The organism is Streptomyces albus subsp. albus (assembly GCF_000719865.1).
GTDB classification, from domain to species: Bacteria; Actinomycetota; Actinomycetes; order Streptomycetales; family Streptomycetaceae; genus Streptomyces; species Streptomyces albus_E.
The window spans coordinates 16985-36138 of sequence record NZ_JOID01000037.1 but is presented as its reverse complement, the minus strand read 5'-3'; the positions used below and the strand labels follow the sequence as shown (position 1 = coordinate 36138).

At 75.6% G+C, this 19154-nt stretch carries 15 protein-coding genes and 1 pseudogene; 3 read left to right on the top strand and 13 right to left on the bottom strand.

Translation table 11 applies throughout. The annotated features are described in order from the left end of the window. Window positions 1-34 precede the first annotated feature (34 nt). The 3 genes from IF83_RS0127040 to IF83_RS0127030 all read right to left on the bottom strand — a co-directional run bounded on the left by IF83_RS0127040 (window position 35) and on the right by IF83_RS0127030 (window position 3525). Window positions 35-946: a hypothetical protein gene (locus IF83_RS0127040; protein ID WP_347877129.1), complete on the bottom strand. Its 912-nt coding sequence runs from the start codon at window positions 944-946 to the stop codon at window positions 35-37. Between the two features lie 333 nt (window positions 947-1279). Further along, on the bottom strand, window positions 1280-1708 hold the full coding sequence (locus IF83_RS0127035) for a subtilase-type protease inhibitor (protein WP_030548572.1): 429 nt from the start codon (window positions 1706-1708) through the stop codon (window positions 1280-1282). A 431-nt stretch (window positions 1709-2139) separates the two neighbouring features. After that, window positions 2140-3525, bottom strand: a complete 1386-nt coding sequence (locus IF83_RS0127030) for an SGNH/GDSL hydrolase family protein (protein WP_030548571.1) — start codon at window positions 3523-3525, stop codon at window positions 2140-2142. A gap of 490 nt (window positions 3526-4015) precedes the next feature. Between IF83_RS0127030 and IF83_RS0127025 the strand changes: the two genes are divergently transcribed. Then, window positions 4016-5128: a DUF2804 domain-containing protein gene (locus IF83_RS0127025; RefSeq protein WP_030548569.1), complete on the top strand. Its 1113-nt coding sequence runs from the start codon at window positions 4016-4018 to the stop codon at window positions 5126-5128. A gap of 49 nt (window positions 5129-5177) precedes the next feature. On the opposite strand, the gene IF83_RS0127020 is transcribed toward IF83_RS0127025, so the two are convergent. The 3 genes from IF83_RS0127020 to gdhA form a co-directional block, all read right to left on the bottom strand. Continuing rightward, complete coding sequence (locus IF83_RS0127020; protein ID WP_030548567.1) at window positions 5178-5903, bottom strand: Mut7-C RNAse domain-containing protein; 726 nt, start codon at window positions 5901-5903, stop codon at window positions 5178-5180. Window positions 5904-6163: 260 nt separating this feature from the next. Further along, window positions 6164-6973, bottom strand: a complete 810-nt coding sequence (locus tag IF83_RS0127015; RefSeq protein ID WP_030548566.1) for an SAM-dependent methyltransferase — start codon at window positions 6971-6973, stop codon at window positions 6164-6166. Between the two features lie 409 nt (window positions 6974-7382). After that, window positions 7383-8765 (bottom strand): NADP-specific glutamate dehydrogenase, encoded by a 1383-nt coding sequence (gene gdhA / locus IF83_RS0127010; RefSeq protein WP_051723462.1) that lies wholly within the window; start codon window positions 8763-8765, stop codon window positions 7383-7385. Between the two features lie 218 nt (window positions 8766-8983). Between gdhA and IF83_RS0127005 the strand changes: the two genes are divergently transcribed. Together IF83_RS0127005 and IF83_RS30730 are read left to right on the top strand one after the other, a co-directional pair. After that, window positions 8984-9418 carry an HIT family protein gene (locus IF83_RS0127005; protein ID WP_030548562.1) on the top strand — a complete coding sequence of 145 codons (435 nt, stop codon included), beginning with the start codon at window positions 8984-8986 and terminating at the stop codon, window positions 9416-9418. A gap of 398 nt (window positions 9419-9816) precedes the next feature. Further along, window positions 9817-11346: a glycosyltransferase gene (locus IF83_RS30730; protein ID WP_037681590.1), complete on the top strand. Its 1530-nt coding sequence runs from the start codon at window positions 9817-9819 to the stop codon at window positions 11344-11346. 356 nt (window positions 11347-11702) lie between these two features. On the opposite strand, the gene IF83_RS0126995 is transcribed toward IF83_RS30730, so the two are convergent. From IF83_RS0126995 to IF83_RS31405, 7 genes and pseudogenes are all read right to left on the bottom strand, one after another. After that, window positions 11703-12590 (bottom strand): DMT family transporter, encoded by an 888-nt coding sequence (locus IF83_RS0126995; protein WP_051723460.1) that lies wholly within the window; start codon window positions 12588-12590, stop codon window positions 11703-11705. A 13-nt stretch (window positions 12591-12603) separates the two neighbouring features. Beyond that, window positions 12604-13338 (bottom strand): SDR family NAD(P)-dependent oxidoreductase, encoded by a 735-nt coding sequence (locus tag IF83_RS0126990; protein ID WP_394297386.1) that lies wholly within the window; start codon window positions 13336-13338, stop codon window positions 12604-12606. A gap of 1115 nt (window positions 13339-14453) precedes the next feature. After that, window positions 14454-15710, bottom strand: a pseudogene (locus tag IF83_RS0126985) (cytochrome P450); the annotation flags it as partial. Beyond that, window positions 15707-16348, bottom strand: coding sequence for a GTP-binding protein (locus IF83_RS0126980; RefSeq protein WP_030548551.1), 642 nt, complete (start codon window positions 16346-16348; stop codon window positions 15707-15709). The gene IF83_RS0126980 and the pseudogene IF83_RS0126985, both read right to left, overlap by 4 nt. After that, the gene (locus IF83_RS0126975; protein WP_030548550.1) at window positions 16326-16688 is read right to left on the bottom strand and encodes a DUF742 domain-containing protein; all 363 of its coding nucleotides are present in this window, start codon (window positions 16686-16688) and stop codon (window positions 16326-16328) included. The genes IF83_RS0126980 and IF83_RS0126975 overlap by 23 nt, the downstream gene beginning before the upstream one ends. Further along, window positions 16685-17095: a roadblock/LC7 domain-containing protein gene (locus tag IF83_RS0126970; protein ID WP_030548548.1), complete on the bottom strand. Its 411-nt coding sequence runs from the start codon at window positions 17093-17095 to the stop codon at window positions 16685-16687. The genes IF83_RS0126975 and IF83_RS0126970 overlap by 4 nt, the downstream gene beginning before the upstream one ends. 2 nt (window positions 17096-17097) lie before the next feature. Beyond that, window positions 17098-18753 carry an ATP-binding protein gene (locus tag IF83_RS31405; RefSeq protein ID WP_051723459.1) on the bottom strand — a complete coding sequence of 552 codons (1656 nt, stop codon included), beginning with the start codon at window positions 18751-18753 and terminating at the stop codon, window positions 17098-17100. Between the last annotated feature and the right edge of the window lie 401 nt (window positions 18754-19154).

Below are 19154 nucleotides of genomic sequence, written 5' to 3'. Positions count from 1 at the left end.
GTGGACGCCGGTCGCGGCCGGTCGCCGGGCCGGGTCAGCCGTCGCAGCCGACGCGTTCCGTGCCGAGGGCGAGGTCGTCCATCCGCACGTCGTAGTCCGCCGGCGACGGGTTGCCCTGGTAGAGCTGCCAGCCGAACTTCACCGTGTCGAACTCCGGGAAGACGAAGTCCACGTCGGCGCCCCCGTGGTCGCGGGTGTCGACGGTGAGATCGGGCTGCGGCTCGCCGTCGAACCACACCTCGATGCGGTTGTCCGAGGCGTCCATCCGCCACTCCACGCAACTCCAGGCCCCTGCTCGCGCCGGGGCCGACTCCTGCCAGGCCGTCCAGTCGCCGGTCGGGCCGCCGTCGGAGCCGACCCCCCACAGGTTCTTTCCGGCGGAGGGCACGTACTGGCCGCCGAGCGGGCGGATGTAGCCGGGGCCGCGGCCGGTCGCCTCGACCATCGTCCAGTGCGCCCAGTCCGGGGCGGTGGGGAAGGCCGCGACGCGCAGCCGGACCCGGCCCCAGAAGCTGTTGCCGGGCGGCGCCAGGTCCGTGACCGCGAGGAACGCCTTGCCGTTGCCCTCGGTGCGGACGCGCAGATACTGCCCGGCCGGGTGCCCCGTCGGATGCGGTTCAACGGTCAGCGTGCCGTTCTCGGTGTCGGTCCGCCAGTGGGGGCTCTCGGCCTCGCCCGGCGGCAGGGACTCGAAGTCCTCGCAGAACAGCAGCGTCGCGTCGTCCGCGCAGGTGCTCCCCGAGTGGTGGTGGCCGTAGCCGTGGCCCTTCCCATGGCCCTTCCCGTGCTCGTGCTCGTGCTCGTGGCCATGGCCATGGCCGTGGCCGCGGCCGTGACGGTGCCCGTGGCCGGAGCCCGGGTCGGCGGTGGCCGGCGCGGCGGCGGTGGCGAAGGACAGCGACAGCAGGGCCGCGAGCAGGGCCGTCAGCGGGCTTCTTCTCTTCACGGAACAGGCTCCTCGTCGGTGCGGGCGTGGGGGTGAAGGATGTGCCTGGTGCGTGCGCCGGGGAGCATCCTCGCCCGTTCCGCCCTTCCGCGGAAGTACACCTGTCCGGACCCCGGTTTCCGTGCCGCGCACGGGAGTTGGCGGCAGGGTGGCACCGTCCTCCCGCCACGCCCTGCCGCCACGCCGCCCCGTCACGCCGCCCCGTCATGCCGTGACGCGCCGCACGGCCGGAGCCATGCGGCGCGCGGTGGGCCGGGGGCGTGCCCCCGGGTGCTGCCCGCCGGACGCCGTCGGAGTCCGGGGGCGGTCAAGGGACGGTCAGGGGGAGCGGGCTCAGAAGTCGAAGACGGCTCCGGTCTCGGCCCGCATCACGCACTCGTTGCCGAAGGTGCGCTCCTCGTCGATGCGCTGGCCCTGCCAGACGCCCCGCACGGTCACGACGACCGGGTCGTACTGGTACGTGCACAGTTCGGGTTCGGCCGGCGGCGCGATCGCGTCCACATCTCCCCCGGCTGCCCCGAGGAGCACGCAGGCTTCCTGCGGGGAGGGATGCGTGCCCCTGGCCTGCGGCTCACAGGAGAGGGTCACCGCGCGTTCCGGGGCGACGGAGGAGGCGTCCTCTCCGTGCGCGAGGGTGAGGACGAGGTCCGAGGGAGCGTAGAGCGAGGACTCTCCGGCGTGCGCGGTGCCGCCCAGCGGGCCGAGGGCCGCGGCCGCCAGCACCAGGGTTCCGGTTAACGCCGCTTTCACGCGGTTCCTCATGATGTGTTTCCTTCCGCTTGTTGTGCCGTGTTGTGTCGTGTTTCGACGCTTCCGGAGTCTGTCGGGAACCCGGGCCGAATGCACATCAACCCGGCACTTTTCGGCACGGGTGTGCGGGGGAGTGCTGGCCGGAAGTGGTGGCGGGGGCCGGTGGCGCGCCGGAGATGACAGCGCTGTCCCCACTGGACACGGGAGGGCCGGCTGCCGGATCAGGCCAGTCCGTAACGGCGGAAACGTACCGCTGAGCGGTTACCGATCTCCGCTGGTGGTACGCGAAGGTGTGGGGACGCCGCGGACAGGCGTCCGTGGGCGGCACGGGCTGATCCCCCCCGCGGGGGGGACGGCGGCGTTGCGCGCCGCCCCGCCCGCGGAGTCCGGCTCCGTGCCGCCCCGGCGCGGCGTATCGCGCCGGGGCCTGGCCTGAGCGGCCGCTAGCGGAAGAGCCGGGCCGGGACGGCGTCCGCCATGGCCCGGTAGCCCGCCGGGTTCAGGTGCAGATGGTCCCCGGTGTCGTACTTCTCCAGCAGCCGCTCCGGCTGCGCCGGGTCGCGGGTCGCCGCGTCGAAGTCGATCACGCTGTCGAAGGCGCCGCTCTTCCGGATCCACTCGTTGACGGCCTGCCGGGACTTCTCCCGTTCGCCGGCCGGGTCGTCGTACATCTCGTTGCCGCCGAAGGGCGGCATCGTCGCGCCGTACACCCGGATGTCCTGCGCGTGGGCGCGGGTGACGATCTGGTCGTACGCAGCGATGAGCTGGTCCACCACGGCGCGCTGGGCGGCCGGGGCGGCCTCCGCCGTGCCGATGTCGTTGATGCCCTCCAGCACGATCAGCCAGGCGACGCCGCTCTGCGCCAGCACGTCCCGGTCCATCCGGGCCAGGACGTTGGGGCCCAGTCCGTCCTGCAGCACGCGGTTGCCGCCGGCGGCCTGGTTCAGGACGGCGACATCGGACGTGGCCTTCCCGGCGCGCAGCCGTTCGGCCAGCAGGTCGGGCCAGCGGTCGTTCCCGTTGGTCGTGGAGCCGCGGCCGTCGGTCAGCGAGTCACCCAGCACGGCCACCGCCGACGCGGTGTCACGGGCCGTCACCTCCAGGCCGCTCAGGAAGTACCAGTGGTCGGTGGGGGTCGCCCCGGGCAGGTCCGCGGCCCCGGTGTGGTCACCGGCGAGCAGATGGGAGGTGGTCCGCGAACCGGGGTGCGAGGTGATGTTGTTGGACGCCTGCCCGTCCTTCAGGTACAGCGTCACCGTCAGTTCGGAGCCGGGCGCCACCGTGAAGTCCAGGGGGTCCGACACCATCTGGGCGCCGACCGGGATGCTCACCGAGGGCTTCCCGTGGAAGGTGACCGGCCGCGAGCTGCCCGGGCGGATCGCCGGGGCGCCGGCCTTCCCGCCCTGCGGGAGCGCCACCTCGACCGAGGTGATGGGGAGGACCGTGCCGCCGAAGGCGTTGGAGAACCGCAGCCGCAGGCGCTCGCCCCCGATGGTGGTGTGGATGGTCTGCCGCAGGGTGCTGTCGGCCAGGACGAGACCGTCCCGGGTGAACGGCGCGGGCGGCATGTTGTGCGGCTCGGTCAACTGCGGCATGGAGGTCCAGGAGTTGACCCAGCGGGTGTCGGCCCGCGGCTTCCGCGGCTTCCCGGGCCGGTGGTTCCGCGTCTCCTCCGACACCTGCGCGACGGCGGGCGCGGAACCGTCGCCGTTCGCCGTCGCTGCCTGCCGTATCCCGGTCGTCCCGGTCACGTCGGGCGAGGTCACGGCGGCGGTCGCCGCGAGCGCTCCCGCGACGACCATATTGAGGACGGACGTCCATCTCTTCATGAAGCGTGCCTTCCGGTACTGATGTGCATGGGCGGGTGAACCGCCGCCCGGCCGGGGCCGGAGGGCGGGGTGCGCACAGAGCGCCGGCCGGAGCCGGCGGGCCGGTCCGGAGCACCTGCCCGGGCACGCCGGATCCGCTCCGCCCGCCGCCGCACCCGGCGCGGGCCGCGGGCGGCGGCCGTCCACCGCTCCCCGCCGGGGGACCGGGGGCAGGGGTGGCGGCGGCCGTCGGCGGGCGGTGTCCGCGGCGCGTGCGCGCCGAGGGAGCGGACGCGTACGGGCACGGGACCTCCTCGGACGGTGACCGGAGCGGTGCGGGGGAGCACTGGGCTGACGCGTGGTGCTGTGCGGTGCCGGGCGGCGCTCTGTGGTGGTGTGGGCTGTTATCCCGCACAACGGCACCACGGTGCACGGGAGTTGGGTGCGCTCCCAGTGTCCCCGGAAGGGGGGATCATGCCTACGGGGCGTCCCGGGTCCGTAGGCTCCTCGCATGCCGACCCACGAACGAGAGATCACCCGGCCCGTCGACCTCTGCACCCCCGGCGGCCGCCGGCTCGACAGGGCCGCGGTCGGCTGGTCGCGGACCCCGCTCCACCGGTGCGACCTGCGGGGCTGGGGGCGCACCAAGCGCTGGGAGTACTGGTGCGTCACCACCCCCACGCACCTGGTCGCCGTCACCGTCGCCGACATCGACTATCTCGGCCTCGCCTCCGTCTACTTCCTGGAATACGGGAGGGGGAACGGCAGGGACGGTGACAGTCCCGGACCGGGAGGCGGCGGGAGCGGCGGCGGCCGGGCGGGCGCCGGCGGCCTCGGTACCGTGCGGCGGGAGCTCTCCCGGACCGCCCTGCGGCCCCTCGCCCACGGCATCCGCCTGCCGGCGGGCCTGGACGGCGGGAACGGCGGGGCCGGCCGGGGCGAGGTGTCCGCCTCCGGGCCGGTACGGATCGGGATGCGCCAGGAGCGGGACGGCACCCGGCTGCGCTTCCGCTGCGCGACCGCCGAAGGGCCGCTCGACGGGGACCTGTTCGTGGCCATGCCACCCGGCCACGAGACCCTGGGCGTCGTCATCCCCTGGAGCGACCGCCGCTTCCAGTACACCTCCAAGCACACCGCGCGCCCGGCCGAGGGCACCGTGCGGATCGGCGGCACCGCGTACGACTTCCACGGCGGCTGGGGCGTACTCGACCACGGCCGGGGCCGCTGGCCCTACGACACCCGGTGGAACTGGGGCGCGGCCTCGGGCACCACCGACGGCAGGGTGGTCGGCCTGCAGTTCGGCGGCCGGTGGACCGCCGGCACGGGCATGACGGAGAACGCCCTCTGCGTCGACGGCAGACTCACCAAGATCGGTGAGGAACTGGAGTGGCACTACGACGACTTCGGGGAGCCGTGGACCATCCGCACCCCCGGTTCGGACGCCGTCGACCTCAGCTTCACCCCGTTCCACGTCCGGGAGGACCGGACGAACACCGGGGTGATCCTCAACGACACCCACCAGTCCTTCGGCCACTACACGGGCACCGTCCGGGCCGACGGCGGGAACCGGATCCGGGTCGAAGGGCTCCTCGGCTGGGCGGAACAGGTCCGGATGCGGTGGTGAACGGCGGCCCGCCGGGGACCGGCCGCGCGGTTCCGGGCGCCCGGAACCGCTACCGGGCGACCGTACGGGCCGCGGCCGCCACCACCTCTTCGAGCCGCCGGTGGTGCGCCCCGGGCCAGTAGACCCGGCCGCAGTCGCGGCAGCGGGTGAACCGCTCCTGGGTGCGCCGGGTGCCCGGGTCGAGCAGATGCTCGATCTCCTCTTTGGTGACCGGCGCGAGCATCCCGTTGCACGCGGTGCAGCGGGTCCAGGGCGCCAGCGGCGGCGCGAACCGGTCGAGCACATCGGTGAGCTGCTCATCCGGGCGGGAGCCGCGGACGAAGGCCCCGCACCACAGGGCCCGGCGGCGGAGCAGGCCCCGGTCCCGGGTGAGCAGCACCCGCCGCTGGGCGTTGGCCCGTTCCACCAGCGCCGGGTCGTCGAGATCGTTGCGGTAGGCGGCGTCCGCGCCGACGAGCCGGAGACGCCGGGCCAGCGCGCCGAGATGGACGTCCAGGAGGAAACGGGGAGGCTCCCCGTCCGGCAGCGGCTGGGGGCGCCGCACCTCGTGGACCTCCACCACCTCGCCCGCGAGCGGCCGGTGGGACGGCTCCACCGGCCGCCCGCCGGCGGTCAGTCCGCCGACCTCGGGCAGCGGGACCCCGAGCGACTCCACCACATGCCCCAGGGAGGACGTGCCGTCGTGCGCGACCCGTACCTCCGCGCCCCTGCGGCGCGAGGTCATCAGCATCCGCAGGCCGGCGTCGAACCGTACGCGCAGCTCCGATGGGCTCATGGCCGCAAGCCTGCCACGCACGGGGCGCCGGTGTGCGGTCCGGTCCCCCGGGGAGGGCGGCACGGGGAGGCAGGCCGGCGGGGGAGAGGGAGGGCCGTCACCCGGGCGGAGCGCCGGCCGGACCGGCGGCACCCGCCCGTCCCCCGGCGCCCGCCCGTTCCCCCGGCACCGCCCGTCCCCCGGCGCCCGGCGGGCTCCGCCGCGCCTCCCCGGCATCCCCGCTGCCGTACTCCCCGGACCTGGCCGGACTCTTCCGCCCCTCAGCCCTTCTTCCGGGCGACACCGCTCCAGTAGTACGCCGCCCTCGGGTCGGCCGGGGCCTCCTCCGGGCGCCATCCCATGACCGGCACCAGGCCCGGCTCCAGCAGCTCCCAGTCGCCGAAGAACTCCGAGATCTGCGCCCGGGTGCGCGGCACCAGCGTCATATGGCCTCGGGTGGCGGCCTCGACGACGTCGGACATCGCCTCCGGGTTGAAGTCCGGCGTGGGGTGGGTGATGGCGACATGGCTGCCCGGCGGCATGGCGTCGAGCAGGGCGGCGACCGTGGCCCAGGGGCGGTCCTGGTCCTTGAGCAGCATCAGCACCGCCACCAGCAGCAGCCCGACCGGCCGTTCGAAGTCCAGATGCCCGGCCACCTCGGGCCGCGCCAGCAGCTCGTCCGGCTTCCGCAGGTCGGCCTGGACGTAACGAGTCCTCCCCCCGGGCGACTTCTCCATGAGGGCCTTGGCGTGGGCCTGCACGATCGGGTCGTTGTCGACGCAGACGACGCGGCTGTCGGGCGCGACGATCTCCGTGACGGAAGGGGTGTCACCGGCGGCCGGTACACCGGTCCCGATGTCGAGGAACTGGCGGACGCCCCCTTCCTCGGCCATCACGCGGATGGCGCGGCCCAGAAACCTGCGGTTCTCCCGGGCCATGGTCCGGATGCTCGGGATGGCCGCCTCGACCGCCTTGCCCAGTTCCCGGTCGGCCTCGAAGTTGCTGCTGCCTCCCAGCCAGTAGTCGTACATCCGGGCGGAGTGGGCGACGCTGGTGTCGATGCCCGCAGGAGCGGCACTCTGATCCGTCATAACACCTGCTTCATCATGGGTAGTTGAACGGTTGTCCTAATGCTTGGTGGCTGAGCGTAGCGGCCCACCCCCGTGCATGTGCACGGTACGGCCGAACAAGGGGTCCGGGTTGCCCCCGCGGTCCACAACCGGACGCCCGGCCGCCCTGTCCCGGTGGTACGGGCAGGGCGGCCGGGCGTCCGTTATGCGGTTGTACGGGCCGTTGTCCAGCGGTTCGGCGCCGGTCCGGCAGCCCGTGAGGCGGGGAGTTCCGGTGCCCGCCCGGCCCCCGCGAGGGCCTCGCGCCGCGGGCCGGTGACGGCTCCCGGCGAGGGCCGGGCGGCGCCGCGGCCCCGGCCGGGAGCCGTGTACGTGCACCGCCGGCACCCCTCGCCGATGGCCGGACCGGCGAGGGATCCCGGCGCCCGCCTCAGATCAGACCCTGCGCCAGCATGGCCTCGGCGACGATCTCGAAGCCGGCGATGTTGGCGCCGACCACGTAGTTGCCGGGCTGGCCGTAGCGCTCCGCCGTGTCGTGGCAGGAGTCGTGGATGTGCCGCATGATCTCGGCGAGCCGGTCCTCGGTGTGGGCGAACGTCCAGGAGTCCCGGGACGCGTTCTGCTGCATCTCCAGGGCGCTGGTCGCCACGCCGCCCGCGTTGGCCGCCTTGCCGGGCGCGAAGGCCACGCCCGCCTCCTGGAGCACCCGCACGGCCTCGGGGGTGGTGGGCATGTTGGCGCCCTCGGCGACGGCGCGGACACCGTTCTTCACCAGGATGACGGCGTCGGCGGCCGTGAGCTCATTCTGCGTCGCGCAGGGCAGCGCCACGTCGCACGGCACCTCCCACACACTGGCACCGCTCACGAAGCGGGCCCCGGAACCGCGCCGCTCGGCGTACTCGGAGACCCGGCCGCGCCCGACCTCCTTGATCTCCTTGAGGAGATCGAGGTCGATGCCCTTCTCGTCGACCACATAGCCGCTGGAGTCGGAGCAGGTGATCACCTCCGCGCCGAGCTGCTGTGCCTTCTCGGTCGCGTACAGGGCGACGTTGCCGGAGCCGGAGACCGCCACGCGCCGCCCGGCCAGGTCGTCACCGCGCGCCTTGAGCATCTCGGCGGTGAACATGACGCAGCCGTAGCCGGTGGCCTCGGTGCGGGCCTGGGCACCGCCCCAGCCGAGGCCCTTGCCGGTGAGGACGCCCGACTCGTAGCGGTTGGTGATGCGCTTGTACTGGCCGAAGAGATAGCCGATCTCCCGGCCGCCCACGCCGATGTCGCCGGCGGGGACGTCCGTGTACTCGCCCAGGTGGCGGTACAGCTCGGTCATGAAGGACTGGCAGAACCGCATGACCTCGGCGTCGGAGCGGCCCTTGGGGTCGAAGTCGCTGCCGCCCTTGCCGCCGCCGATGGGCATGCCGGTGAGGGCGTTCTTGAAGATCTGCTCGAAGCCCAGGAATTTGACGATGCCCAGGTTCACCGAGGGGTGGAACCGGAGGCCGCCCTTGTAGGGGCCGAGGGAGCTGTTGAACTCCACCCGGAAGCCGCGGTTGACGTGGACCTCACCGGAGTCGTCGGACCACGGGACGCGGAAGATGAGCTGCCGCTCGGGCTCGGAGATCCGCTCGATGATCTTCGCTTCGGCGAACTCCGGGCGCCGGGCGAGGACCGGGCCCAGGGTCTCCAGGACCTCCCGGACGGCCTGGTGGAACTCGGCCTCGCCGGGGTTCCGCCGGAGGATCTCCGCGTACAGCGGCTCGATCACGCGATCCTGGTCCGGTTTGTTCTGGACGAGTGTGGAGGTGCGGGGCTCCATCAGATCGGGCTCCTTCTACGGGCGTACGGCGTGCGGGTGCCGATGCGCGTGCGTCATGCCGTCTCCGCTGGGTGCGTACCTCGCCGTTGAGGCGTCGCGGTTGCGGGACCGCCGTGATGAGCGGCCGCGCGCGGCCGCTGGTGCGATTATCGCCGGTCCCGGCGGCGCGCTCCCAGGGAGGGGCTGCCGAACGGCGTCCGCCGGTGTTCACTGCGGGCATGGATTGCACCTTTTGCCTGATCGTCGCGGACCGGCTGCCGAGCCACCGCGTCCACGAGGACGCGGTGGCGGTGGCCTTCCTCGACCGCCGGCCGCTGTTCCCCGGCCATGTGCTGGTGGTGCCGCGGCGGCACGCCGGGACCCTCACGGACCTCACGCCGGAGGAGACCGGTCCGTTCTTCCGCCGGGTCCGGCGGATCACCGGCGCGGTGGAGCGCGGCACCGGCGCGGCGGGGTCGTTCGTGGCCGCGAACAACCGGGTCAGCCAGTCGGTGCCGCATCTGCACGTGCACGTCGTCCCGCGCCATCCCAAGGACGGACTGCGGGGCTTCTTCTGGCCCCGCGGCCGCTATCCCGACGAGGAGGAGCCCGCCCGGATCGCCGCCCGGCTGCGGGCGGAACTGGAAGCGGAGGCGGAACCGGAACCGGACTGAGCGGCGGGGGTGGCCCGCTCCCGGGGCCGGGCGGAGGGCGCCGCGTGCGGGCGCTCCGGCGGGCGCGGGCGGGGCGGGGCCGAGGCGGCGCGCGGGTGCCTGGTGTTCCCGCGGGTGGGTGGCCTCTCGGGCGGCGCGGCGGCGGCCGGGCGGCGCTATCGCGGCGCGGCCGTACGGGGGTGGTGTCCCGGCGGCCGCCACTCCCGGGTGTCGCCGCAGCCTGGCGGTACCCCGTGCCGTCCCGGGCGCGGCGGTGGAGCCCCGCCGGCCGCGGGGACTCGGCCCGGCAGGGCGGGGTGTGGATCCCGTCGCGGTTGGCCCGTTGATCGTCGCGGGCCGGGCCGTGAGGGTGGGGGTTATGGGGGTATTCGGGTGCTATGCGTTTTTCTCCGGCACGTATGGCGCACCCCGGTCCCGGCGGGCCCTCGGTCGGGGTCCTCGTCGAGCTGGAGTGGAACGCGCTGGCGGGCGGCCATCTGAAGTGCTGGGAGCGGTTCGCGGAAGCCGCCGCCCGGCTGGGATCCGGCGCCGGCGGCCCGGACGGCCGGACCGGCGGCGGGGCCGGCGGGGCCGGCGTCGATCTGACCGTCTACGTCCTGGGCGGCCGGCGGCGGGTCGAGGAACTGTCGCCGAACGTGCGTTTCGCCGTGCTGCGCCCCGTCATCAGCTCCGCGCCGCTGGCCCCGGCCCTCGGCCGGGCGGACGCCTCCGACCTCGCCCCGTACCACCCGGCGCTGGCCCGGCTGCTGCCCCGGCACGACGTCTGGCACCTCACCCACTCCTTCGCCTTCGCCGCGACGGCGGTCCGGATGGCCCGCAGGGAGCGGCGCACCGCGCACCGGCACTCGGGCCCCGGCCGGCCGCAGCCGCACGGGCTCGTCGGCTCCGTCCACACGGACGTACCGGCGCTGACCGCGGCCTATCTGCGTCAGCTCACCGACCGCCTGCCCGCCGTGCGGCCCGCGGCCGGACTCATCCGGCCGGCCGTGCACGGGCTCACGCGCGGGCCGTCCGTCTCCTCGCCCGCCGCGTCCCGCCCCGCTCCGTCCGCCACCCGCCCACCGCCCGGGGCCGGGCCGGCCCCCGGCATCCCGCCCGCGGGGCTCTCCCCGCCGCCGGCCGGGCCCGGGCGGCTCTCGCCGGAGGCGCTCGCCGCCGGGCTCGCGCGGCACCGGCGGGACCGGCTGCTGCGCGCCTGCGACCGGGTGCTCGTCTCCACGCCCGAGGAGCGGAACGAACTGGCCGCGCTGCTGGGCCCCGACCGGGTCTCCCTGTTCGGGCGTGGCATCGACCACGAACGCTTCCGCCCGCGACCCGGCGCGCGGGACCGGCTGGCGCGCGCCCACGGGGTGCCCGTGGACGGCATGGCCGTGGTGTTCGCCGGCCGGGTCGACGCCTCCAAGCGCGTCATGGTGCTCGCCGAGGCGGTGCGCCGGCTCCGCGACACCGGCCGGCCCGTGCACCTGGTCGTCGCGGGCACCGGCGCCGACTCCCCGCGGGTGAGAGCCCTGCTGGGGCCCGGTGTGACGCTGCTCGGCACGGTGCCCCAGGAGCGGCTGGCCGAGGTGTACGCGGGCTGCGACGTCCTGGCCTTCCCCTCCCGCTCGGAGACGGCCGGCAACGTCGTCGCCGAGGCGATGGCCTGCGGGCTGCCGGTCGTCCTCCCGGCCGGAGCCCGCACCCGCCGCTGGCTGGCGGCACCGGGCGGGGACGGCCTCCTCGTGACCGACGACGACCCGGCCGGCTGGGCCCGCGCCCTGGCCGGCCTCGCCGACCGGCCGGAGGTGCGCGCCGCGATGGGGTACCGGGCGGCCGACACCGCGCGGCTCCGCCACCGCTCCTGGGACCGGGTGCTGCGCGAGGACCTGCTGCCGCACTGGTACGCGGTCTCCCCCCGCCACCGGCCGGCGGACCGCTCACCGGTCTGACGGACGCGGGGCGGGGCCCGGTGCCCCGGGATCCCGGAGCGCCGGAGCCGCCGCCCGCCCCGGTGCGAGCCCGTCAAGCCTCCGCCCCGCCGCCGCCCGGCTCAGCCCCGCACCCCCGGTTCCGGGTTCATCCCGCGCCCGGCTCGGCCCGGTGCCCTCTGCTTCGGTCTCACCCCGTTCCGGGCGGGCCCCCGGCCCCTGCGCCTGGTCCCTCCCCCTCCCGGCCCGGCCGGACGTGCCGGGCCCGGGACCCCGGCTCCGCCCGGCCCCGGCTCTGCCGCAGCGGCACCGGCCGGGTGCGGGGACACCCGGCGGCGGCTGAGCGTCCGGCGGAGCCGGACCGGGACCGGGACGCGTCACCCCGGACCCGGGGGCCGGTCGGCCGTTTCCCGGCGGTAGAGCGCCTTCAGCAGCGGCGACGTGTCCAGCAGAACGATGCCGGCGAACAGCAGCAGCAGCCCGGCCACCGCCACGGCTCCCGCGGGCCAGCCGGTGCGCACCGACTCGCCGAACAGAGCGACGCCCGCCGCGACGGCGACGGCCGGCTCCACGGCGTCCATGACGGGCATGCTGGCGGCCAGCGGACCGGCCTGGAATGCGCTCTGGATCAGCAGCAGCCCACCGATACTGGCCGCCACCAGCAGATACGTCTGCCACGCCGAGAACACGGCGGCCGCCCCTTCGCCGAACCGTTCGACGGTCGCGGCCAGCAGAACGGACTGCGTCCCCATGACCAGCCCGGCCGCGAGCGCGATGAGCGAGGCCTTCGCCGTGCCCCTGGCGCGGCGCCCCGCGGCAAGCGCGGCGGCCGCCGCGGCTCCGGCACCGGCGAGCATCACCAGCCAGGAACCCGGATCGGCCACGGCCTCCGCCGGCCGGGGCCGCGCCGCGGCGAGCGCGGTGACGAGACCCGTGCTCACCGCGAGCACACCGCACCACTCACGCCGGCGCAGCCGCATCCGGAGTACCAGCGCGGAGAGCGGAATGGCGAACAGCAGTTCGCTCACGATGAGGGGCTGCACCAGCGCGAGGGGCGCGTACGCCAGCGCCAGGCCCTGGAAGCCGTACGCCAGGACGGCCAGGGCGATGCCGGACACCCACAAGGGCTGCCGCGCGAGGTCCAGCAGCAGCCGGAAGGAGAGGAACTCATCGGCGGGCCGGGCGCTCGCGGACCGCTGCTGGCACACCCCCGCCAGGGCGAAGCACAGTCCCGAGGCCAGGGCGGCGGCGATGGCGACGAGCACGTCGGCGCGCCGGTCAGGCGAGCCGGGAGGCCATGCGGTGGTAGAACGCCGGCGCGGCGCCCCGGAACCGGGCGGGAACGCGCAGCCAGCGCGGCACGAAGACCTCGTGGTGCCCGTGGTCGACGGCCCGGCAGACGGCGTCGGCCACCCGCTCAGCGGGAACCGGCCGCGGTACGCGGCGCCGGTACGGCGCTCCCCTGCGCTCGAAGAAGGGGGTGTCCACGACGCCCGGCAGCACCACGGACACGGACACCCCCGCCTCCCGCACCTCGTACCGCAGGCTGTCCGCGAAGACGCACAGACCGGCCTTGGCGGCCGAGTACACGCTCTCCCCGCCGACTCCCACAGCCCCCGCGACGGACGCCACCAGCACCACACGGCCGCTGCCGCGCCGCACCATCGCGGGCAGCAGGGCGTGCACCAGACGCAGGGTGGAGGTGAGGTTGACGGCGATCACCTCGTCCAGGGCCGAGGGGGGCATCGCGTCGAACCGGCCCGCCCAGCCGACGCCCGCGCTCGCGACGAGGACGTCCACGCGCCCGGCCTGTTCGAGAGCCTGCCGCGCCAGGGCCCGGCAGCCCCCCGCCGTGGCCAGGTCGCCGGGGAGGGCCGTCCCCCCGGAGGCCGCGGCGACCTCTGCCAGCCGCGCCCGGTCCCGGCCGTTCAGCAGCAGCCGCCGGCCGCCGGCGGCGGACATCCGCCGGGCCACCGCCGCCCCGATGCCGGAGGAGGCGCCGGTCACCAGCACGACGGGCGCGGTGCCCCGCCGATAGGGAGCCTCCGGCGCCGGGACGGCCGAGGCGTGCGGACGGGGCCGTGCCTCCCGCGCGGATTCCCCCGCCGGACCATGACCCGCGCGCGCGGCCGGCGGCGGCGCCGGCTCCGGCAGTGTGCCGGTGTCCCTTCCGGGCTCGTGCTCCCACTCGGACATACGGCGGGCCCTCCCGATGGGTGGAGTTGGCGGAGTAGCGAGGTGGTGCGGGTGGCGGGGGCGGGCGGCGCGGAGCGCGCTGCGGCGAAGCGGAAGCGGAAGCGGGGGCGAGCGGCGGGCAGCCGGGGTGACGGGGTGACGGGGTGACGGGGTAAAGGGGTGATGCGGAAAAGCGGCAATGGCACCGTATCGCACGGATACGGTGCCATTGCGGATCAAGTGTCCGGTACCCGCCATGCCGGTGGCGGACGGCCGGGAGCGGGGCGACGGGACCGGCCCCCGACCGTCGGCCCTCACGGAGCGGTGAAGCCGGGTGGTTCCGGTCGGAGGGCCGCCGGGGCGGGGGCGGCCGGAGCGGGCCGGGGGGCGAGGACGGCCCCGATGCGCGGGGGAGCGGGGACCCTGCCGACGGGCGCTCCCGGCGCGGCGGACCGCACCGGAGCCGCCGCCGGCCGAGCCGCGGGCAGCCGGGCCGCCGGCGGGGCCGGAGCCGCGGGCGGGACGGACCCCCCTGCGGTCGATTCCCCCGCCCCGGTCGGCTGCCCGTACGGATCGGGGGCCGTGGGACCGGTCGGTGCACCGCAGGCACCTGCTCCAGCGGGGCGGTCCGGCGCCGAGGGAGCCCTGCCGGACGGGACTGTGCCGGGGAAGGAGTCCGCCGGGAAAGCCCCCGCCGGAGGGAGGCCCGCCGGAGACAGCCCCGGCGAGGGTGCGCCCGAGGAGCGGGCGCCCGGAGGAGGCGCTCCGGGCAGCGATTCCGCCACCGGGGAAGCGGGGGGCATGTCCGCCGGCGAAGCCTCGCCGGCAGCCGCCACGGAAGAAGCCGTCCCCGGCGAGGCCCCGTGCGGCGAGGCACCGCCCGGGGAAGCCCAGCCCCGCCCGGCCGCTCCGGAGGAGGCTCCGGGCCGGTCCGGAACGGCCCCGGTCCCGCTCCGGGACGCCGTCCGCCCCGTGTCCACCGGGGCGAAGCGCACCGGGAGGGAGGCCGGGCAGTGCGTCCACGGGGAGGCCCGCCAGGGCAGCTCCTCGTCGGGCACCGACAGGCTGACCTCGGGCAGTCCCCGCAGCGCCGTCTCCACGGCCGTCTTGGCGATCAGCCGGGCGGGCACCTGCGCCGGGCAGGCGTGCGCGCCGGAGGAGAAGGCGAGGTGCGCCCGGTTGCCGAGCATGTCGTACGGGTCGGACGGGCGCACGGCCGGATCCGCGTTGGCGGCGGCCAGGCCGAGCACCAGCACGTCCCCGCAGCGGATCGTCCGGCCGCCGAGCTCCGTGTCGTGGAGCGCGTAGCGGGCGGGGAAGTTGGCCATCGGCGGGTCCTGCCAGAGGACCTCGTCGAGCGCCTCGTCGACGCCGAGCCGTCCGCCGTGCAGCCGGCCGCGGAAGCGCTCGTCGGTCAGCATCAGCCGGAGGGTATTGGCGATCCACGCGGTCGTCGTCTCGTTGCCCGCCGAGATCATGACGATCACGGAGCGCAGCACCTCGGCATCGTCCCGGAGGTCGGGGTGCGCGAGGAAGGCCGAGGTGAGATCGTTCCCGGGGTGCGCGCGGCGGTCACGGAGCACGGCGGAGAGGATCTCCTCGAAGCGGAGGCCGCCGGGCCGCGGCCGGCCGCCGTCTCCCAGCAGGGCCGCGCGGGCGCGCAGCAGTTCGCCCGCCTGCGTCTGCTCCAGACCGAACAGGCCGCCGATGGCCAGCAGCGGCACCACCCTGGCGTACTCGGACACCAGGTCGGCGGTGCCGCGCCCCGAGAACGCCTCGAGCAGCCCCGCGCACACCGCTTCCACGGAGCGGCGCATCCGCCGCTGGTCGGCACCGGCCACGGCGTCCACGAGGGGGCGGCGCAGCCGCTGGTGCTCGGTGCCGTCGTGGCCGATGACGTTGTCGCGGTGCGCCATCATCGGCAGCAGCGCCGAATCGGGCCGCACGACCCCGTCGTTGAGGTCGCGCCAGTGCCGGGCGTCGCGGGAGAAGGTCTTCTCCTGCCGGGTGACGGTGAGCACTTCGCGGTAGCCGAGGACGAGCCAGCCGGGCACGCCGGGCTCCAGCTCGATGCGGGCGACGCTGCCCCACTCGGCGCGCAGCCGTTCGTAGACGCGGCGGGCGTCGGCGCCGGCCGCGGACACCAGCGGCGTCAGACCGGTGGTGGTCCCGTGGGCCGGGCAGCCGGGGGGCGGGGCGGGGGCGGTCATCGGGGCACCTCCTGTGCGGCGGTGGCGGAGACGAACTCCACCAGGGTGATCAGGGCGTCGCGGGAGGCGGGGCGCAGGCGGGCGTCGCACATCACGACGGGCGTCTCGTCCAGCAGATCGAGGGCGCGGCGCAGATCCTCCACGGTGTGGTGCCGGGGGGTGTCGGGGAAGTGGTTGACCGCCACGGCGAACGGCAGGCCGCGCACCTCCAGTTGCTCCAGCACCTCGAAGCTGTCCTCCAGGCGGCGGGTGTCGACCATCACCAGGACCCCCAGCGCCCCCTCGGCCAGCCCTTCCCACAGATCCCAGAACCTCCGCTGGCCGGGGGTGCCGAAGAGGTAGAGGACGAGACCCGGATTGAGGGTGATGCGGCCGAAGTCCATCGCCACGGTCGTGGTGGTCTTGCCCGCCAGCCCGGCGAGGTCGTCGACGCCGGCGCTCTCCTCCGTCATGACCTCCTCGGTGCGCAGCGGCGCGATCTCGCTGACCGAGCCGATCAGGGTGGTCTTGCCGACGCCGAAGGCGCCGACCACGAGGAGCTTCACCGCCCGTTCCACGGTGTCGGGCAGATACCGCTCGCCGGGCGGGAGGGCGCGGCGCGTGGCGAGGCCGGGGTCAGCGGAGCCGGCGGAGACCATCGAGCACCTCCTGGAGCAGATCGCGGTCGGTGCGGGCGGCCGGGGGGACACCGGTGCGCGCGGTGAGGTGGCCGGAGTCGACCAGGTCCGAGGCGAGGACGGTGACCGTGCTCACCGGCAGCCCGAGGTGCGCCGCGGCCTCCGCCAGGGACAGCAGCCGGCCGCACATCCGTACCAGGGCACGCTCCTGGCGGCTGGCGGAGACGGGCAGGTCCTCCTCCCGGGCGGAGGCGACGAGCAGGGTGTCGAGGGCGACGGTGTTGCGGCTGGGCCGGGCCCGTCCGCCGGTGAGCACATAGGGCCGCAGGGGGGTGTCCAGATACTCCCCGGGGGCGGTCACGAGACGGCGCCTTGCCGCGGCGGGCTGGACAGATGGCTGCCGATGCGGTTGACCTGGATGCGCATCTGCTGGGCGATCAGCTGCGGGTCGACCGCGACGTCGGTGACGACGGCCAGATACGAGCCCTGCCCGGCGGCGACCATGAAGAGGAAGCCGCCGTCGAACTCGACCATCTGCTGTATCACGGCCTTGCTGCCGGTGCCGAACTCCCGGCCGAGGCCCTTGGCCAGGGACTGCAGCCCGGAGCAGGCTGCCGCGAGCCGGTCGGCGCTGTCCCTGCCGGTCCCCTCCGAACGGGCCATCAGCAGACCGTCGGTGCTGAGCACCACCACATGCCGTACGCCGGACACGGAGGCGACGTCCGCCACCATCCAGTCGCGGCCGACCGGGCTCTTCATCTGATGCATCGTCACTTCTGCTGTCCTTCGGCGTCGTCGTCGCGCTGCGGATGGCCGTCGCGGCCGGGAGTGCCGTCGTGGCCGGGGAGGTCCGGGGCCGCGCCGCCGGAGCCGCCGGGGCCGACGCGCTGCCACGGTCCTCCCGGCGCCGCGGCGGCGGACCGCTCCGGCTCCGGGGTCTCCGGGCCCCCGGGCCCGGCCGTCCCCGCCGTCTCGTCCCCGGTCTCCGCCGCCTGCGCCCGGGCGGTCCCCGCCCGGCTGCCCGCGAAGAGGGCGCCCATCCAGGCCCCGGCCCGCTCGGGGGAGGGCGGCGGCGGGGGAGGGGGCAGCTTCGCGGTACCGGTCAGCTCGGAGACGGGCGGGACGGCGGCCCGGTGGCGGCTGGAGCGCCGCTGCGGCAGTCCCGTACCGCCGGTGGCGGCGGACGGCGGTACGGGCACGGCGCCGGTGACGGCCGCCGCGCCGGCCGGCACGGCACCGGTCCCGCCGTGCGCGGTCTCGCCCGCCGAGGGGCGCCGGGAGGCGGGCAGGGCCGTCGGCTCCAGGGTCAGCAGCAGGGTGCCCGGCACGAGGACCACCGCGCGCACCCCGCCGTACGGCGAGGGCAGCAGGTCGACCTTGAGCCGGTGCCGCTCGGCGTACCGGCCGACGACCGCGAGCCCCGTCTGCGGGATCTCGCCCAGATCGGCGAAGCCCAGCAGCCGGCGTCCGGCGGCGACCTCGCGGGCCTGTTCGAGCGCGTACTCGTCCATGCCGAGGCCGGCGTCGTCGATCTCGATGACGGCGCCCCGGGTCACGGTGCGGACGGTCACCTCGACGTGGGTGGTCGGCGGCGCGCACTGGGTGGCGTTGGCGAGCAGCTCCGCGACGACGTGCACGAGGGGCTCCACGATACCCGCCACCGCCGCGATGTCCTGGTCGCCGCAGACCCGGACGCGCTGGTACGACACGATCCGGGACGCCCCCGCGCGGACCACGTCCACCAGCGCGTGCGGCTTCTGCCACTGCTGCCCGGGCCACTCGCCGCACAGCACCGCGAGACTCTGCGCGATCCGGGCCTGCTGCGCGGCGGCGTGGTCGCCGCGCATGCTCGCCTCCAGGACGTCCGGGTGGGCGGAGTGGCGGGCCTCCAGGGCGGCCATCTCCTCCTGGATGCGGTGCGAGGACGCCTGCACCCGGCGGGCGAGGGCCACGACGACCAGGCGCAGCGACTCCTCCCGCTCGCGGACCGTCCGCACGGCGGCGGTGGCGGCCGCCAGGACCCGCTCGTACTCCCGGGCCGTGCCGGGGTGGCTCTCGGCCGGGTGCGCCGCGGGCACCGGTTCACCCGCCAGGGCGGCGGGGAGCCGGATGTCGGCGAGATGCCGGACCGTTTCCTCCCGCCGCGCATCCTGCCGGTCGCAGAACTCACGCCATTCGGCGTCGTGCCGGGCGGCCTCCTCCCGGGCGTCCAGGGTCTCCCGCTCGCAGGAGCGCAGCGCGTTCTGCAGCCGCTCGAAGAGAGCGACGAGCAGGGCCGCGGTGAGGACGTGGCCGGCCACGGCCCAGCCGGCGCCCACCCCGCCCAGCGCCCAGGGGTCCGTGACCGCGGCGGCGGCCAGGAGCAGCGCGGCCGGGCGGACGAAGCGGCGGCGGAACGTGGAGGAAGCGATCGAGGGTCGAACCATGGCACACCTTGGGAAGGGAAGGACGGCGGATGACGGAGGCCCGTACGCGGGGCGAGGGCCCCGGTATGAGGTCTGCCGCCGGGCGGCGGCCGGGATGTCCGGCCGCCGGGCCGTCGTGCCGTCCGGGCGCCGCCGTGCCGCGGGCGGCCGGGCCCGGAGCCGCGGGGCGGCGCTCCGTGGCCTTCTTTCTACCGGCCGGTGGCGCCGCCGCGGGCCCGTTGTGCGCGGTCCGGCACCGGGCACATCGATTCGAGGGGTACGCCGGACAGGCCCGGCCGGGCCGGCGGGAGTGCCCGCGGCCGGGAGGCGGGCAGGGGAGGGCGCGCCGGAACGGCGGGAGTCTCGGCTCCAGTCTCGGGTCCACGGGACGGAGCATAGACCCATGTATAGGCCATGCATTT

Coding starts and splice junctions, on each gene's coding strand:
- IF83_RS0126980 (WP_030548551.1), bottom strand. CDS start 16,348: ATGGTCTCCGCCGGCTCCGCTGACCCCGGCCTCGCCACGCGCCGCGCC.
- IF83_RS31405 (WP_051723459.1), bottom strand. CDS start 18,753: ATGGTTCGACCCTCGATCGCTTCCTCCACGTTCCGCCGCCGCTTCGTC.
- IF83_RS30730 (WP_037681590.1), top strand. CDS start 9,817: ATGGCGCACCCCGGTCCCGGCGGGCCCTCGGTCGGGGTCCTCGTCGAG.
- IF83_RS0127035 (WP_030548572.1), bottom strand. CDS start 1,708: ATGAGGAACCGCGTGAAAGCGGCGTTAACCGGAACCCTGGTGCTGGCG.
- IF83_RS0127025 (WP_030548569.1), top strand. CDS start 4,016: ATGCCGACCCACGAACGAGAGATCACCCGGCCCGTCGACCTCTGCACC.
- IF83_RS0126970 (WP_030548548.1), bottom strand. CDS start 17,095: ATGCATCAGATGAAGAGCCCGGTCGGCCGCGACTGGATGGTGGCGGAC.
- IF83_RS0127005 (WP_030548562.1), top strand. CDS start 8,984: ATGGATTGCACCTTTTGCCTGATCGTCGCGGACCGGCTGCCGAGCCAC.
- IF83_RS0127015 (WP_030548566.1), bottom strand. CDS start 6,973: ATGACGGATCAGAGTGCCGCTCCTGCGGGCATCGACACCAGCGTCGCC.
- IF83_RS0127020 (WP_030548567.1), bottom strand. CDS start 5,903: ATGAGCCCATCGGAGCTGCGCGTACGGTTCGACGCCGGCCTGCGGATG.
- IF83_RS0127030 (WP_030548571.1), bottom strand. CDS start 3,525: ATGAAGAGATGGACGTCCGTCCTCAATATGGTCGTCGCGGGAGCGCTC.
- gdhA (WP_051723462.1), bottom strand. CDS start 8,765: ATGGAGCCCCGCACCTCCACACTCGTCCAGAACAAACCGGACCAGGAT.